Source organism: Streptomyces sp. NPDC001292 (genome assembly GCF_042896465.1).
GTDB lineage: Bacteria > Actinomycetota > Actinomycetes > Streptomycetales > Streptomycetaceae > Streptomyces.
In genome coordinates, this window is sequence record NZ_JBIAXG010000055.1 from 1 (window position 1) to 14761 (window position 14761).

Consider the following 14761-nt stretch of genomic DNA (forward strand, 5'->3'; position numbering starts at 1 on the left):
GAGTAGCGGTCTCCCCCGACGGACACCGCGCCTACACAGCCAACTCCGGCCCGGACTCGGTGTCGATGATCGACACCACCACCAACCGCACCGTCGGCAACCCCATCCACGTCGGCGGGTACCCGGTATGGGTAGCAGTCTCCCCCGACGGACACCGCGCCTACGCGGCCAATGAGGGCTCGGCCTCGGTATCAGTGATCAAACTCTAGCCTCCCCCTTCCCACGTGGACCGGCGCAGTCGAGTCGGCCACGGCGGGCCGGCGGTTTCCGGCTGCCGGCCGCGGCGGGCCGACGGCTTTCCGGCTGCCGGGCGGACATGATTGCGGCCCGACGCCGGGGCCGGGTTCTCCAGGGCTCCCCGGGTCGTAGGCAGGCAGGGACGAGGTGTTTCCCTTGTGGATCTTCCTCGTCTCCGTCTATGGAACCGACGCGTGGGAGGAGCCCAGTCCTCACCGATCACGTAGGTGGCCCGTCCGGAGTACCGCCACTCCATACGGCAGGGGCACACGATCGCGGGACGGCCCCGCAAAGACCGCCCCACTGCCTCACCCGCCCCACTGCACTCCCCACCCCCAGGCCGTTGACAGTGGTCCGGCTGTAGTACCAACCTGTAGGACTAAACCGACAAATCAGGAGTAATCCATCACCCCAAGCCAAGGGAGATCATCATGGTGACAACAGCCCGGAAACGCATCCGACACCTCCTCGGCGCGTTCTGCGTTGCCGCGCTGCTCGCCGGAACGGTGGGCGTGACGAGTGCCGCGGCAACGCCTCAGACAACGAAGGCCACGGCGCAATCGCTGAGCACGGGCTGCGCGGGCCCCCAGAACCCGCCGGGCTGTTAGAAGCTGTCGGTGGCTGGTTGCGAGCGGGACGTGACCGACCGCTCCGGTCGTCGGGCATGCGCTGCCGTGAAGACAGGGTCCCCCCTGCTGGCGCGGCTGACCCCGGTCGGCAAGGCGCCGAAAACCGCGCTGGTCATGCACGTCACGTCGTAGGCGCGGCACTGAGACTCCACAGGAAGGGCGCACTCGGAGCAGGCCAGACTCGCATCGCAGGAATCATTGAAGGCGGCACGAATAAACTGCTTGCGGCGTTTTCGCGCTCTGCATGCGTTGGTGCGATGAGCGTCTCGGAGACTGCCCGGGAGACGGGTGTGCACCGGCAGACCATGCGGCAAGCACCTCTCCTCGCAGGCCCCGCCAGGCCCGCCCGCGGGTCAGCAGCCGCCAGGGAACACAGGCACGGGGTGGTGACCGAGGAAGCGCCGCTGATCGACGCGATGCCGCGGACAGAACCGCTGATCAAGGACACGGCGGCCCATGAACGCCTGCTCGAGCAGTACCGGCATCACCGCCAATCACCAGCGCGTCAAGCCCCATCCGCAACAAGCCCGACCCCGCACCGCGGCCGAGCCGCGCATCGGGACAGACGAACCGCGTCGGCTGCACCACCGTTTCGAGACCACCCCCAGAACCCAGGCCCAAATCGACCGGCGCGACAAGGACAAGACCCTCGCACACGCCGGCATCGAAAAGGCCCACCCCCCTCCACATCACACCGCCGCACTCCTGTGATCCATTCTGCAGCTTCACCACCGCCGGACTCAGCGGGGGTTTGTTCCAGCGCCGTCGTGCGGCCCAGTACTCGGCCAGGGCTGGGGCGTCCACCGACGCCCGGCCCCGGACCATCTGGAGCCGGACAATCTTGGTCCAGGCTCAGCGTGGAGCGGCCCCTCCCTCCCGTGCTGCGCGCCCTGCGACGAGCCGAAGGTGAGGTCGGTGGCCGAGCCGGTCGGCACCGGCACGCGGATCGCGTAGCCGCTTCCTCGCGGCTGCCGAAGATGAAGCCGATGCGCTGGTGGAGATCGGTGGGCTTCACCTGCAGGACGCGCTCTCGGCCGGTGCTGGCCAGACCGCCGGCCTGCTGTGCCGTTGGCCACCACGTCGAGCTTCTGCTGCTGCTCGCCCTGCACGTTGACGGCGCCCGCGTTGCCGATCAGGTCCGTGAGCGCCCCGGACGCGATGCGCCGGGAGATCGCTTTGCACGCCAGCGCCACGTCGAGGATGAGCGAGTTGAGCTCACCACTCGAACTGGGGTGACGTCGACGCTCCTCGAAGGAACTGGGTCAGGGTCGCGTGCTCGGGCACCATCTCGTCACTCCTCATCTACCGTCCGTGCGCTGAGAGCACACCAGCGGCACCGGGTAGGTGGCATCCACCACAGGGGTGACCAAGGGGGTGAACCGCCGACTTGTACGGGGGTAGCCGGGACGCGGTCGGGTTGGCCGCTCGTAGCGTGCCGTGGGACGCCGGTCCGGGTGACTCGTGAGCCGTCTACCGCTCTTCGGGGTTGGCTCTCCCGGGATATCTCGCGGGTCGGGTGTCCGTCCGCGGCCTGACTCAACAGAGGCATGTCCCGGTCGTCTGGTTCCGGAAGCCGGGTGTCGACCGTGGCTGTCCTGTCGTCCGACCATGAGGAGTACTGCTCGGCGTTGGTCCCCACAAGTCCACCCACATCACCACCGTCGTTGAGCCACTACCGGCGGCTGTTGACCTGGGCCAAGCGGTAACTGCAGTGCCAAGTGGGCTGTGGAGAACGCCAACGGACTGGGCCGGTATCTCGCTCAGTGGCTCATCGCCCGCGGCGAGAGCGTCGTCGATATCCCTGCCGCAGCGACCAGCCGGTCCGTGAGCTCTCCCGTGGCGGGCGGCCCAAGAACGACCAGATCGACGCGGCGGCCGCAGCCACCGACTGGCTCGAAGCCCACGCCTCAAGGCCTTGCGCGTCATCGACCAACACTGCGGCTCGACGCTGGGCTTCCCGCCCGATGGTGATTGAGTTTCGGAAGTAGTACAAGCCGGCGCCCGTTTTCGTCACGGTGCGTGCCACAGCGACCTGGTTCATCGACCAGAGGGAGCTGCTGCGCTGTGAGGCGGCGCATCAGGGACTTCGACTGAGTTCACTCTGACGAGCTGAAGTCAGTAATGGACACGTATGGCACGCATCAGTGCGTGCCAAGGTCGGCGAGCAGTTGGTCGAGGAGGTGTTCCTCCTCGACGCGTACTGCGTGCTGGGTAAGGGCCTCGGCGAGAGTGGGGTCCCAGGGGGTGGGCGTCGGGGTGCCGGTGGTGAGCGGGGTGCCGAGGCCGCGTTCGACGGCGGCGAGGTAGGAGGGGGTGTCGTAGCGCCAGGGCACGGCGGTCGGCAGGCGCAGGATGCCGGTGGCGATGCGGATGCCGCCCCAGTCGAAGTCGCCGTGGTAGGCGATCGGGTGGCCCTGGTCGGCGATGTGGGTGAGCAGGGTGCGGGCGGCGGCGGACGGGTTGCCTTCCACGCAGACCAGCGGTGGGCAGTCGGAGCCCAGTTCGTCGGCTGCGGCGGCGAGGACAGCGGGGTTCTCGCAGACGTGGACGGTGTGACCGTTCAGTCCGAGTCCGGGCGGTCGTCCAACGACCTGGCGGAGCGTCAGGACGCAGGGTTCGCCGCCGTCGCGGGCGGCGGCGAGGATGTGGCCGGTCGTTGTGCGGGGGGAACCGGGCAGGCCGTGTACGAGGACGCGGGAGGAGAGGTCGTCCAGTGCCACGCCGGCCGCAGCCCAGGCGGCTCGGCGGCCGTCGGCGCCCGTGGCCGTCTCGGGCAGCGCGGCAAGCGCGCGGACGGCGGAGAGGACGAGTGCGGCCAGCGGGCGGCCGTCGTCCAGGGCGTGGGCGTCGCCCAGGGTGCGGGCGGCGAGGACGGGGAGGGTGAGGCCGTCGGCGGGGAGCGCGGAGAGTACCCGTACCGCGTCGGCGGCGAGCTCCCGTGCGGCTACGGGGTCGCCTCCGGAGAGGCGTTTGAGCAGGCCGGTGGACTCCACCTTGGCCCGCCAGGGCGCGAGGCCGGCCCGGTCGGCGACGCCGGGGTGGTCGAGTTCGACCAGCGCCCGCTGCCAGGCGGCCGCGAGGGCGGCTTCCTCGGCCCGCCGGTCGGTCACTGGGCCCGTCAGGGCGACCACCGCCGCTGCGAGGCCGTCCGGGCAGGCCATTGATGCGCGCAGCACGCGGTCGACCTCGGCCAGTGGCACGGTCAGGGAGCTGCCCGAGCGCAGCCGGCGGCCGAGCAGCAGCTCGACCGCGCGGCGCTGCTCGGAAGTGGCGGCCTTGAGGGTGGCGGGGCTGTCCAGGGGCCGGCCGGTGGCGAGCCGGTTGCGGGCGCGTTCCAGCAGCCAGGCGGTCTCGGGGCCGCCCAGCAGGCGGTGCAGCCGCGGCAGGTCCGTCATCGGCTACTCACCGTGGAGGAGGGACGGCTGCCTCTTTCCGGCGGCCAGGGCCTGGGCGGGGACGTACGGGGCGGTCCGGGCCTCGCGGGTGCGTGCGGTGCCGTCCCAGCGCCAGGGGGTGACCAGGACGGCGTCGATGCCCTCGCGGCGGCTCAGCTGGGCGATGGCGATGCCGGGCACGGTCGGGTAGCAGGCCCACTCGCGTTCGCTGGTCATCATCACGTCCAGGTCGAACGAGGCGAGCAGACCGAGGCACTTGGCCCGCGAGTCGTCGTCGACGCCGGCGAACGCCTCGTCCAGGGCGATCAAGCGCGGGGCGTGCGGGCTGCCGGAGGAGTAGTGCGAGGAGGCCGCGGCGAACAGCGGGACGGAGGCGGCGAGCACGCGCTCGCCGCCGGAGGCCGGACCGGTGGCGGGCCGCCACTGGCCGTCCTGGCGGCGCTGGATGGTGAAGGCGTGCCAGGTGCGGTAGTCCAGGGCACGGGTGAGCTGGTCGGCCCAGGAATCGCCGGGGTTGTTCTCGCGGTCCTGCGCGATCCTGGCCTGGAGGAACTCGCCGACCGCCGCCCGGTCGGCCGGGGTCCAGGCGTCGGAGGACTGGCGCAGCAGGCGGCTGCGGACGGCTTCCAGGCCGGGCGGCGCGTCCTTGGCGGGCTGCCAGACGAGGCGCAGGGTCATGCCGGTGGAGGTGGGCCGGGCGGCGAGGTCCTCGTTCATCGCCTGCACCTGTTCCTCGGCGGCGGCGATCAGTTCCTGGAGGGCTCCCGCGACCTCACCGACCAGGTGGTTCTCCAGCAGTTCACGTTCCTTGGCGGACAGCAGGCGGGTGCGCTGGGCGACCTCCTCGCGCAGCGAGGCGGCGAGGGCGGGCACGTCGTGGGTGCGGCCCTGGAAGACCACGTCGACGATCATGATGCCGTCGTGCAGGGTCATGCCGACCGAGTGGCCGTGGCGGCCGAGGGCGTCGGTGAGCGTCTTGTGCTCGGCGGAGATCCGCTGCTGGATCAGTTCCCAGCGGCGCTCGGAGTCGTCGGTGCCGTCGAGTTCCTGGTTGATCGTGCGGGCCAGGGCCACGGCCGGGGTGGGGGCCCAGGGCTCGTCCAGGGGCGGGACGGCGAGTTCGGGGAGGGCCGCGGTGAGCAGGCCGGTGGCGGCGAAGGAGTGGAGGGCGGTCACGGCCCGGTCGCGTTCGGCGACGGCCTCCTCGATCCGGGCGCTGATCTCACCGCGGCGGCCCTCTGCGCGGGCGCGGGCGGTCATGGCCTCGTCCCGCCTGCGGCGGACGGTCTTCTCCTCGGCGTCCCGGGCGGCGATGGCCGCTTCGGCCTCGGCCAGTCGCCGGTACAGCTCCTCGACGCTCGCTCCGACCGTCTCGGCCAGCACCCGGTGACGCTCCACCGCTGCGTCGGCCGTGCGACGGGCGGCGGTCTCGGCCTCCTCGGCCTCGGCGAGAGCAGCGGCGGCGGTCTCGGCCTCGACGGCGGTCTCGGATGCGAGGCCGGCGGAGCGAGCCCGGGCGACGGCGGCCGGAAGCAGCTCGGCGAGGGCGGCGACGTAGCCGGACACCGCGTCGCGGACCTGCTCGAGGTCCTCGCGGGTGGTGGGCAGGCCGGTGTCCAGGGCGTACTCGTGGACCTCCCGGTCGGCGCGCTCCGCATCCTCCTGACGGGCGGCGGCCTCGCGCTCGGCCTCTGCCAGGCGGTCCGTCAGACGGCGTACGGCCTCGGCCTCGTGACCGGCGCGGGTGTGTGCCTCGCGCAGTGCATGGTCGGAGGGCTGGGCCTGCTGCTCGGCGGCCAGCGCAGCGGCCCTGGCCCGGACGGCGTGTCGCTGCTCGTCCAACTCGTCGAGCTGGCTGGCGAGTTCGCCACGCCGGGCAGCCAGCTCGGCGAGACGGGAGCGGCGGGCGGCCTCCCGGGCGCCTTCGCCAATGTAGTGAGCGGCGGGCTTAGTCCAGCGGCCGGCCAGGACGCCGATCCGGTAACGGCCGCAGGTGGCCACCCAGGTGTGGTGGCCGGTGTCCCCGCCGAGGGCGACCGCGGCGAGGGCGGCCGACACCGCTTCGTCGCCGAGGGCAGCGGCCAGCGGGTCGGCACGGTCGACGGCCGGACGCAGCACGGTGGCGAGACTGGTGCCGGGCGCCTTGGTACCGGGCAGCAGCACGGCGTCGTCGGCGTCGAGCAGGGTGCCGTCCGGGGTGAGCCAGGCATCCAGTAGCCCGGCGGCCTCCAGCGCGGCCTCGATCCCGGCGCGGTGCTCGGCCGGTACGGCGTCGGCGAAATCGACGGCCCGCCACAGCGGCGCGCCCGGACGGTCCTCGCGGGCGCGCGGGTCGCGGGTGTGCACCAGGGGCGGGGCGTCGTGACCGCCGGCTTCCAGGCGGGCGACCTCCTCGTCCACGGCGGCGAGTTCGCGCCGTACCCCGGCGTCCTCAGCGTCGAGTTCGGCTTCGCGGCGGGTGAGCGCGCCCACGGCCGTGCGGTACGCCGCGGCGGCGGCCTCGGCCGCCGGGTCGGGGCCGGCCAGGGTGTCCGTCCAGGCTTCCAGAGCCGCCAGGGCCTGGTCGGGGTCGGGCAGGCGCAGCTCGAACGTGGCGGCGGCCCAGGCGCGCCAGGCCGTCGTCAGGGCCGCACCCTGCTCGGCGACGGCCCGCGACGCCTCGGCGGACCGCTCGCGTGCGGCCTCGAAGTCGGCGGAGCGGCGTGCGGCCTCGGTCTGCGCCGTACGGGCCCGCCCGCCCGCCTGCTCGGCCTCGGTGAGCAGCGCGACCAGGCCGGTGACGGCCTGGCGGCGGCGTGCGACCGCCCGCTCACCGGTCCGGCGGGCGTCCGGGAACAGTGCCTGGTCGCGTTTCAGTGCCTCGGCCACCGGCGCGTGGTCGATTCCGGCCGCTTCGGCGGCGCGGTGTGCGGCGTCGTCGGCCGAAGCGAGGGCGCCCCGGTCGGCCTCGTGCTGGGCGTGGGCGGCGGCGGCGCGGCGCTGCCAGTCGTCGGCCTGGCGGCGCGCGGTGCGGCAGGCGACGGTGCGGTCGTCGGCGACGCCGCGCAGGGCCTCGGCGGTCTTCCCGGCCTGTTCCAGCTCGCGGGCGGCGTCCATCTCGGGGCTGCGGGTGAGCGCCTCCCGGGCGGCTCCCAGGGTCTCTCGGGCGTCCTCTAGCTCCGCCAGACGCGTCTCCGCCCGCTGTACCTGCTCGGCGGCGGCGGCGTCTTCGGCCTCCGCCTCGCCGAGGTCGCGGCCCAGGTGCTCGTACCGGCTGTGCGCGACCCGCACCACGGCGGCCTGCCGCTTTGCTGAGATCTGTGCGTAACGGCGGTAGTGGGTCAGGAAGTCGGCGGCGGCGCCGGAGGCCTCGGCGAGCGCCTGGAGGGCGTGCCGTTCCTCGTCCAGGCCGCGGAACGCCTCCGCGACCTCGCCGATCAGGGCGGGATCGAGCGGCGGCAGGGCCTCGGTGAGCGCTTTGGACAGCAGCTTCTCGTCCGGCTTCTTGGACAGCTGCGGCTGGCGTAGCTGGATCAGCAGGTTGACCAGTGCCTCGTAGCGGCCCGGGCCGAGGCCGAACAGCTGCTCGTCCACCGCCCTGCGGTACTCGGCGGCCGTGTCGTGGACCAGCCCGTAGCCCTGCAGCGCCTCGCGCAGCCGCTCCCGGGTGAAGGGGACGCGGGTAGCGGACATCAGCGCCAGCTCCGGGCCGACGCGCAGGGTGGTGGTGAAGAACCAGTGCTTGGCGACGCCCCGGCCTTTGACCGCTTTGAGACCGCCGCCGATCGTCCGGTACTGCGGCGTGCCGTCCTCCCCGATCCGCCCGAACTCCAGCCAGGTGTAGCCGGTGCGCTCGTCGTGCGGGTGCTTGCCGCCGAGTAGCAGGTTCCACTCCATCCGCTTGGCGCGGTCGCCGTCCGGTTCGACCCGGTGCGCGGCGAGTTCGCCGTCCAGGAGGAAGGGCAGGGTGAGTGCGAGCACCTTCGACTTGCCGGTGCCGTTGTTGCCGCGCAGCAGCAGCCGCCCGTCGTGGAAGCGGAACTCCTCGGCGTCGTAGTAGAAGAGGTCGACCAGCCCGGCGCGCAGCGGCTGCCAGCGGGTGCGGGTCGGCTCGGGCAGGGGAGCGGTCATGCGCGGGAGCGGGCCTTTCGGATGGTCGGGGCGGCCAGGGCGTAGCGGACCAGCGCCGGCTTGGCGGTGACGGTGCCGCCCTCCCGGGTCACCAGGTCGAGGGCGGCGAGCCGGTCGAGAGCCTGGGCGAGCAGGTCGGCCGCCGCGGCGGGCTCGGCAGCTCCCTTGCGCCAGTACGAGCGGTGCTGCACGGCCAGTTGCCGTACCAGCTCGAGGAGTTGCGGCTCGGTGCGGGGGCCGTCGGCGGTGGCGAGGTGGGCGGCGACCAGCAGGGTGGCATGGCCGTCGGTGCCCTGCTCGGGCATCCGCAGGTCGGTCAGCTCGTCCTCGGGGTCGACCATGGCGATCCCCTCGGCGCGCATCTCCGCCACGAGGCCGGTGAGTTCGCTGATCCGGCGGGTGATCGCGTGTCGCTGGGACACCAGATAGGTGCGCTCGTCCTCCGGCAGCTCGGCGTAGTACGCCACTGGGTCGTCCAGCAGTCTGCGGGTGAGCCGGTGGCGCAGCGCCCGCAGCCGTAGCTCCTCGGTGTCGGGCGCGACCTCGGAGGTGAGCAGCATCAGGCGCTCCTGCGGGGCAGCGGCCTCGACCGTGGACGGGCCACGGGTCGCGGCCAGCAGTGCGGCCAGGACCCGCCGTCGTACGTCATAGAGCACGTCGTTGGACGCCTCCGACAGGTACGCCTCCTCGTCGCCGGCCACCCGGTGCAGGACACCCCGGTCCAGCAGCAGCCGCACGGCGGCCACCAGGTCGGAGCGCTCCTCGCGGCGGTCCATCCGGAACTCGATCCCCGCCGCCGCCAACACCGGGTCGCCGGCCGCCGTCAGCACACCGTCGGCCAGCCGGCCCAGGGTGATCTGGGCGTCGGCCCGCTCCAGCACGGCCAGTGCCAGGCAGAGCAGCACATAGCGGCGGCGGGTGAAGGGCACCCTGGTCCGCGGCGCGCGGGCGGGACGGGTGGCGTCGTCCAGCCGGACCGGCGACTTGTACAGCCGCGCCGTCTCGGCGTCGACCACCAGCCGCCAACCGGTCTCCTGGGTGAACCAGGCCGCCAGCTCGCCCGCGTGCTTGCGGACCAGCCGGAACTCCTCGCTGCCGCTGGTCATCAGCGGTGAGGCGAGCAGCGCGCGGGCGGCCCGGCGCCGCTCGGCCTGGACATCCGCGTCGGTCATGCCGCATCCCCCGTGGGCGCGAGGTCGATGATCTCGACGACGTGCTCGGGCCCGAAGAGCACACCGTCCGCGGTCGGGATCTCCACCACCGTGTCCGGGTCCACCAGTTTCAGCCGGACCTCCATCGTACCGTCCCCGGTGACCGCCGAGGACTCGCTCTCGCCCGGCACCCGTGCCGACAGCGCGTCGCCGAGCACCGCGAGGAACAAGCGGAACGCGTGCGGGTCGAGCCCCTCCGGGCCGGCCAGTCGGGACAGCGGCACCGGGCCGTCGGTGGCCAGCCGGGCCCGGGCGGCGGCGGTCTGGGCGGCCTCCCGCTCGACCTGCTCGGCCAGCACCTGCCGGGCCGCCGTGCGGTCCGCGACCCGGTTGGGCGTGCCGCGCCGCTCGTACGAACCGGTCTCGCGCAGCCGCGGGCTGATCTCCAGCGGCGGAGCGTCGGCCCACGGAGTGGTGGCGGCGAGGTCCGCCTCCCGCCAGGCCGCCTCGGTGGCGGCGTCGACCGTCAGGTGCCGGGCCGGGGCGAGGGCGAAGGACGCCCGCCACAGGCGGTGCGCGGCGGCGTCGTCCGGGGCCTGCGCGAAGAAGCGGGCCAGTGCCCGGAAGTCGGCCGACCGGTCCGAGCGGCCGCCGCGCCGCTCGTTCAGCGCCGCCACCGTGTTGATCAGGCCGGTGATCGCGCTGACCGCCGCGCTGCGCAGCAGCTTCGCCTGGGAGGGCTGCCGCGTCGACCGGCTGAGGAACCAGTCGGCCAGGCCCCGCCAGCGGTTCTCCCACGCCCTCAGCGCCGCGTGCGTCGCCTCCGCGCGCGCCTGCTCCGCCTCCGGTTCGTCCGCGTCGGGTACGGCGTCGCCGGCCTCCCGCCGGGCGGCCGCCAGCAGCAACCGCTCCACACCGGCCGCGTTCAGCCGGGTAAGCAGGTCCGCGATCTGCGCGCCGCGGCCCGCCAAGTCGGCGATGAAGCGCTCGATGTACTCGACCAGCCGGTCCTTGTACGCGACGAACGCCTCCTCGTCGCCCTCCTGGAAGTCGATGGTGCGGCGCAGCGATGCCATGAACGCCTGGGCGTTGTCCGCCAGGCTGCCGAACCGTTCGGCGATCTGCAGCAGCAGCAGATGCGTCTTGGCCGGATCGGGGTCCTCCGCCTGCGCGAGCAGCAGCAGCGAGCCCAGCTGCTCGGCGATGTCCGCCAGCGCGACCGACTGCAACTGGCCGCGCCGGCCCAGCGCCTGCTCGTACACGACCATCGCGCGCAGCGCGGCCTGACCGTGGCGGGTGAGCTGGTAAAGGTAGCGCGCCCGGTGGAAGTCCTCGACCGAGGTCACCCGGCCGGTGTCGGCGTCCGCCCGAAGGTTGCCCCACTCGACCAGCTTCTCCAACGCTCCGCCGACGGCCTCGACCGACACCGTCGGCGTACCATCAAAGCCCTGGCGCAGCTCGGCGGCCACGTCCTCCGGCCGCAGATGGACGATGAACCGCTCCCGCGCCTGCGCGAACACGGTCAGTATCCGGCCGTAGAGGGCGGCGTTCGGCGCCTGCAGATAGGCGAACGGCTGGGGCTGTGGAACGTCGGACACGAATCCCAGTCTCTCAGACCCAGCCACCTGCTCGGACGCGAACCCGGGAATCGTCGCCACCGGGCCGCCCGTCGGCACGGCTGTGACGGTGCGGCCCGCGGCGACAGGATCAGGTGGCAGAGAATCCCCAGTCCTGGCTGCGGCACGCTCGTCGAGGGCGGCAAGGCGCACCGCGGGCCCGCACCGACCGGCACCGTGGACACTGCGGCCGCGGATGTACCTCCCCTCCTTCTGCGGAGACCGTGGCCGATGGTGGAGGTCATGGCATCCAGGAAGCATCTACGACGCCGAGTTCCGTGAGGGGGAGGTACGGGTTGTCCACCACGTACCGGATCGCGTCGAGTATGTCGCGGTGGCAGTACTCCTCGGGCCGGCCGCCCCGGCCCTCGCCCCACGCCGACACCGGAATCATGCCGCGGACCGTGGTCCACTCCGCGTCCGCCATGTCGGTCGGATAGCAGTGCCCGCCGGACGGATTGTCTGCGGCGTTTGCGTACGTGTGGGCGAAGCAGTGACACACCCGCGTGTCCGGAATGGACTCTTCCACGACAGACCGATACAACTGCGGCAACAGGGCCTCCCGGTGAGCAGTGGCGTAGACACCCTCTGTGCTACCGAGAGGCCCTGCTGTCATGCCTGCGCGCAGCCAATCACCTGAACAGCACACCTGTACTGAATTCCCAGCCCCACACTCGGTTTCGAGAAGCCCTCTAACGGGCGTCCGGGTCGTAGGGGCTGGCCTGCCGTTTCCCCGGCTGACGGTAACTGCTTGGACGTGCGCCATCGCGGCCGGCCGGAGTCCCCCCGGCGGTAGTGCTCATCCCAGATCCGTCGCAGGGTCCGGACAGCCGGGAGCTCACCCAGCCACGGCGGGGCATCAGGTCCGTCGTGGTCCGCCAGCAGGTCGGCGCCGTCCGCGCCGACGCTTTCGCAATAGGCCAGCCGTTCGGCATCGTTCTTGGGCAACCGGTATTCCTCTGACCGGTGTGCGTAGCGTTCCGCCCAGTGCGGCCGGGTGTGGGTCGTGAGCCAGTCAGGGACCGCGGCGGCGAGTGCTTCCAGCGCGGCCCGGAGTGTTTCACCCACCAGCTCGAGCCGGTTGAGCGTGGGGATCGCGCTGATCACGTGCGTGGAGTCGGTCCGCTGTCGGCCGCCGGCCCTGAGCAGGCCCGGGAGAGACGCCCTTCACCTCGTAGGCGGTCTCTGTCGTCTCTGACGGCCGGGATACGAGTGAGCCTCGATCAACAACGGCCACATGACCGGAAAGAAGAATGCTTCTGACGTCCCTGCCGCCGGCTCCCCGGCCGCTGCCTCACAACCACCCCCGGCGCGCCGCCAGTGTGGCCGCCTGCTCACGATTAAACCGTTCGAACTGGCCCCAAATTCAGCCGTTGCCGACAACACCAGCGACAGGGAGCAGTTCCGACAACGCCACCTTGGCGGGTGACCAGCAGTAGAAGGCGAGTTCGCCGGTGGACCGGTTGCGTCGGATGAGCAGGTGCCGATGGCTGCCGGTGCCGATGTCGTCGCGGACGGCATCGGCGTCCCAGCGGCGTAGCGCAGCAGACGTTGCATCGGCCCAGGCCGCGTATGGCCCGCCTGTTCGGCCGGCTGCCAGCAGTTCTTCCGCTCGACGCCCGACAGCAGCCCGAGCAGGTAGGCGCGGGCCGCGGCCCAGGGCTCAACTCGCCTGAACCTGCCCGCGATCCGGGCGATGACCTGGTCGAACATCGCCCGCCAGCGGGCAGGGTCTACGCTATGGCCTGCGGGCCACCGCACGATCTTCAGGAGTCCACACAACCCCCGATGATCACGCGGTGGCCGTACCAGTACCCGGTCGGCCCTGACGCAAGATCACGAAACCAGACTGGCGTATCAGGCCGTCGGTAGTGTCTGCGCGATGGCGCGCAGGACTCGTTCGTAGGCGTCGAGGTCGTTTTCGTCGAATCCGTCCAGGGCAGCGAGGATTCGTGCGATCAGGGGTCCGAAGAAGCTCCAGCCGAGCGTCTTGGCTTCCTGGCTGACGATGAGCAATACCCGACGGCGGTCGTGCGGGTCGCGTTCGCGGGTAAGGAAGCCGAGCGCTTCGAGTCGGCCGATCACGGCGGTTGTGGCCGGGGAGTTCAGGTGCAGCCGTGTGCCGAGGCGTCCCGGGGTCATCGACTCGTCGGCGCGCTCGGCGTCGAGCAGGGCGATCAGGGCACGCAGGTCGGTCGGGTGCAGGGCGTACTCCGTGGCGAAGGCAGCGGCCTGTAGGTCGAGGTCGACGGCGACCGACCGCAGCAGGTGCACCAGGCCCATCCGGGTGTGCGTAGCCGTCTGGCTGCCTGGGGCCACGGGATCCGTCTTCTTGCTGCCAGGTGCGTTGCGTGGCATCCGCCGCCCCCCTATTCTCTCGATGAGTGAGTTACTCACTCATCGATACTATCGGCGAACGGGGCCATCATGCACGCACGAGCCCAATCCCAGTCGGCCTCCCAACCGTCCGCGTCCGCTCCCGGCGACCTCGGCGCCTTCGACGCGGCCTACGACACGCTGATGGCGCGATGGGGCGTGCCGGTCGAGGCCATCGATGTGCCCTCCCGGTTCGGTGTGACGCGGGTCAACGCCTGCGGACCGCGCGACGCGCCGCCGTTGGTGCTGTTGCACGGAGGCCGGTCCAACTCAGCCTCCTGGTACGCGAACGCGGCCACGCTCGCCCGAACCCGGCGCGTCTACGCGCCGGACACGATCGGCGACCCCGGCCGCAGCAGCAACACCGGCCAGCCGGTGCGCACCCGGCATGACCTGCTGGACTGGCTTGCCCACGTGCTCACCACACTCAAAATCGAACACGCCGACCTGTGCGGTCACTCCTTCGGCGCCTGGCTGGCCCTGGCCCACGCCCTGCAGGCGCCGCGCGGCAGCATCGGCCGCCTCGCTCTGCTCGACCCCACCCAGTGCTTCGCCGGGTTCGCCCCGGCCTGCTTGTGGCACGCCCTGCCCGGCATGCTGCGCCCAGCCCGAGGCAACGACGCCTACCTGCACTGGGAAACAGCCGGCGCCGACCTCGACCCGGACTGGCTCGCCCTGCACAGGCTCAGCACCGCAGTCCCGACCAGCAAGATCATCGCCGGGCGGCGGCCGAAACCGTCAGTCCTGCATGCGCTGGACGTTCCGGTACTCGTGGTGTTGGCCGAGTGCAGCCGGGTGCACAGCATCGATACCGTCGCCAAGCGCGCGAGCAGAACCCTGCCACACGCCATCGTCGACACGCTTCCCGACGTCTCCCACCACATGATCCCGTTCACGCGGCCGGAGACGCTGAACACGAAGCTCACCGAGTTCTTCACGGACGCCGCGTGACGCGCGACAGAGGCCGGCGGTCGCCGACATCCGGGTTCCCGCTGCGGCCTTCGCGCGAAAGGTCTCCTGATCAGAAATCCAGGTCCAGGTAATCAATTTCGTTGAGGGCGACGTCCGACAGTCCCATGGCACGCGCTCCGCTGTCCTGGAAATTCGTTGAGCCCTACGACCAGCACATTTTGGGGCTGCTTTCTGCGGGTCGAACGCTCACCGCCGCCCCGGGGCGGCCCGGCGCGGCGGGTGAGTTCGTCGCGTACGGCTTCGTCGCCGGCGCGGGGCTCGATCTGCTCCAGCGT

At 72.0% G+C, this 14761-nt stretch carries 10 protein-coding genes and 2 pseudogenes; 3 read left to right on the top strand and 9 right to left on the bottom strand.

Annotated elements, in window-relative coordinates:
* Both ACFY4A_RS36545 and ACFY4A_RS36550 read left to right on the top strand, forming a co-directional pair.
* On the top strand, nucleotides 1–209 hold a 209-nt coding region (locus ACFY4A_RS36545; protein WP_390833625.1), incomplete at its 5' end, for a YncE family protein.
* Nucleotides 210–1322: 1113 nt separating this feature from the next.
* On the top strand, nucleotides 1323–1577 hold the full coding sequence (locus tag ACFY4A_RS36550) for a hypothetical protein (protein WP_390833626.1): 255 nt from the start codon (nucleotides 1323–1325) through the stop codon (nucleotides 1575–1577).
* A gap of 247 nt (nucleotides 1578–1824) precedes the next feature.
* On the opposite strand, the pseudogene ACFY4A_RS36555 reads toward ACFY4A_RS36550, so the two are convergent.
* The 9 genes and pseudogenes from ACFY4A_RS36555 to ACFY4A_RS36595 form a co-directional block, all read right to left on the bottom strand.
* Nucleotides 1825–1917 (bottom strand): annotated as a pseudogene (locus ACFY4A_RS36555) (hypothetical protein); the annotation flags it as partial.
* Between the two features lie 25 nt (nucleotides 1918–1942).
* Nucleotides 1943–2104, bottom strand: a pseudogene (locus tag ACFY4A_RS36560) (hypothetical protein); the annotation flags it as partial.
* A 903-nt stretch (nucleotides 2105–3007) separates the two neighbouring features.
* A complete protein-coding gene (locus tag ACFY4A_RS36565) occupies nucleotides 3008–4261 on the bottom strand; it encodes a TIGR02679 family protein (protein ID WP_390833627.1) in 1254 nt (417 codons plus the stop codon).
* A 3-nt stretch (nucleotides 4262–4264) separates the two neighbouring features.
* The gene (locus ACFY4A_RS36570) at nucleotides 4265–8371 is read right to left on the bottom strand and encodes a TIGR02680 family protein (protein ID WP_390833628.1); all 4107 of its coding nucleotides are present in this window, start codon (nucleotides 8369–8371) and stop codon (nucleotides 4265–4267) included.
* A complete protein-coding gene (locus ACFY4A_RS36575) occupies nucleotides 8368–9543 on the bottom strand; it encodes a TIGR02678 family protein (RefSeq protein WP_390833629.1) in 1176 nt (391 codons plus the stop codon). Before ACFY4A_RS36575 ends, ACFY4A_RS36570 begins: the two co-directional genes overlap by 4 nt.
* Nucleotides 9540–11120 (bottom strand): TIGR02677 family protein, encoded by a 1581-nt coding sequence (locus ACFY4A_RS36580; protein WP_390833630.1) that lies wholly within the window; start codon nucleotides 11118–11120, stop codon nucleotides 9540–9542. The genes ACFY4A_RS36575 and ACFY4A_RS36580 overlap by 4 nt, the downstream gene beginning before the upstream one ends.
* Before the next feature lie 259 nt (nucleotides 11121–11379).
* Nucleotides 11380–11565 carry a hypothetical protein gene (locus ACFY4A_RS36585; protein ID WP_390833631.1) on the bottom strand — a complete coding sequence of 62 codons (186 nt, stop codon included), beginning with the start codon at nucleotides 11563–11565 and terminating at the stop codon, nucleotides 11380–11382.
* Nucleotides 11566–11750: 185 nt separating this feature from the next.
* Nucleotides 11751–12245, bottom strand: a complete 495-nt coding sequence (locus tag ACFY4A_RS36590; RefSeq protein WP_390833632.1) for a hypothetical protein — start codon at nucleotides 12243–12245, stop codon at nucleotides 11751–11753.
* A 750-nt stretch (nucleotides 12246–12995) separates the two neighbouring features.
* Nucleotides 12996–13457, bottom strand: coding sequence for a MarR family winged helix-turn-helix transcriptional regulator (locus ACFY4A_RS36595; protein ID WP_390833633.1), 462 nt, complete (start codon nucleotides 13455–13457; stop codon nucleotides 12996–12998).
* Nucleotides 13458–13565: 108 nt separating this feature from the next.
* Here ACFY4A_RS36595 and ACFY4A_RS36600 point away from each other — a divergent pair, with 108 nt between their 5' ends.
* Nucleotides 13566–14465, top strand: a complete 900-nt coding sequence (locus ACFY4A_RS36600; protein WP_390833634.1) for an alpha/beta fold hydrolase — start codon at nucleotides 13566–13568, stop codon at nucleotides 14463–14465.
* Nucleotides 14466–14761 lie beyond the last annotated feature (296 nt).

Bases quoted from the DNA above. Each gene is read 5' to 3' on its own strand.
- ACFY4A_RS36550 (WP_390833626.1), top strand. From the start codon at position 1,323: ATGAACGCCTGCTCGAGCAGTACCGGCATCACCGCCAATCACCAGCGC.
- ACFY4A_RS36565 (WP_390833627.1), bottom strand. From the start codon at position 4,261: ATGACGGACCTGCCGCGGCTGCACCGCCTGCTGGGCGGCCCCGAGACC.
- ACFY4A_RS36570 (WP_390833628.1), bottom strand. From the start codon at position 8,371: ATGACCGCTCCCCTGCCCGAGCCGACCCGCACCCGCTGGCAGCCGCTG.
- ACFY4A_RS36575 (WP_390833629.1), bottom strand. From the start codon at position 9,543: ATGACCGACGCGGATGTCCAGGCCGAGCGGCGCCGGGCCGCCCGCGCG.
- ACFY4A_RS36585 (WP_390833631.1), bottom strand. From the start codon at position 11,565: ATGGCGGACGCGGAGTGGACCACGGTCCGCGGCATGATTCCGGTGTCG.
- ACFY4A_RS36600 (WP_390833634.1), top strand. From the start codon at position 13,566: ATGCACGCACGAGCCCAATCCCAGTCGGCCTCCCAACCGTCCGCGTCC.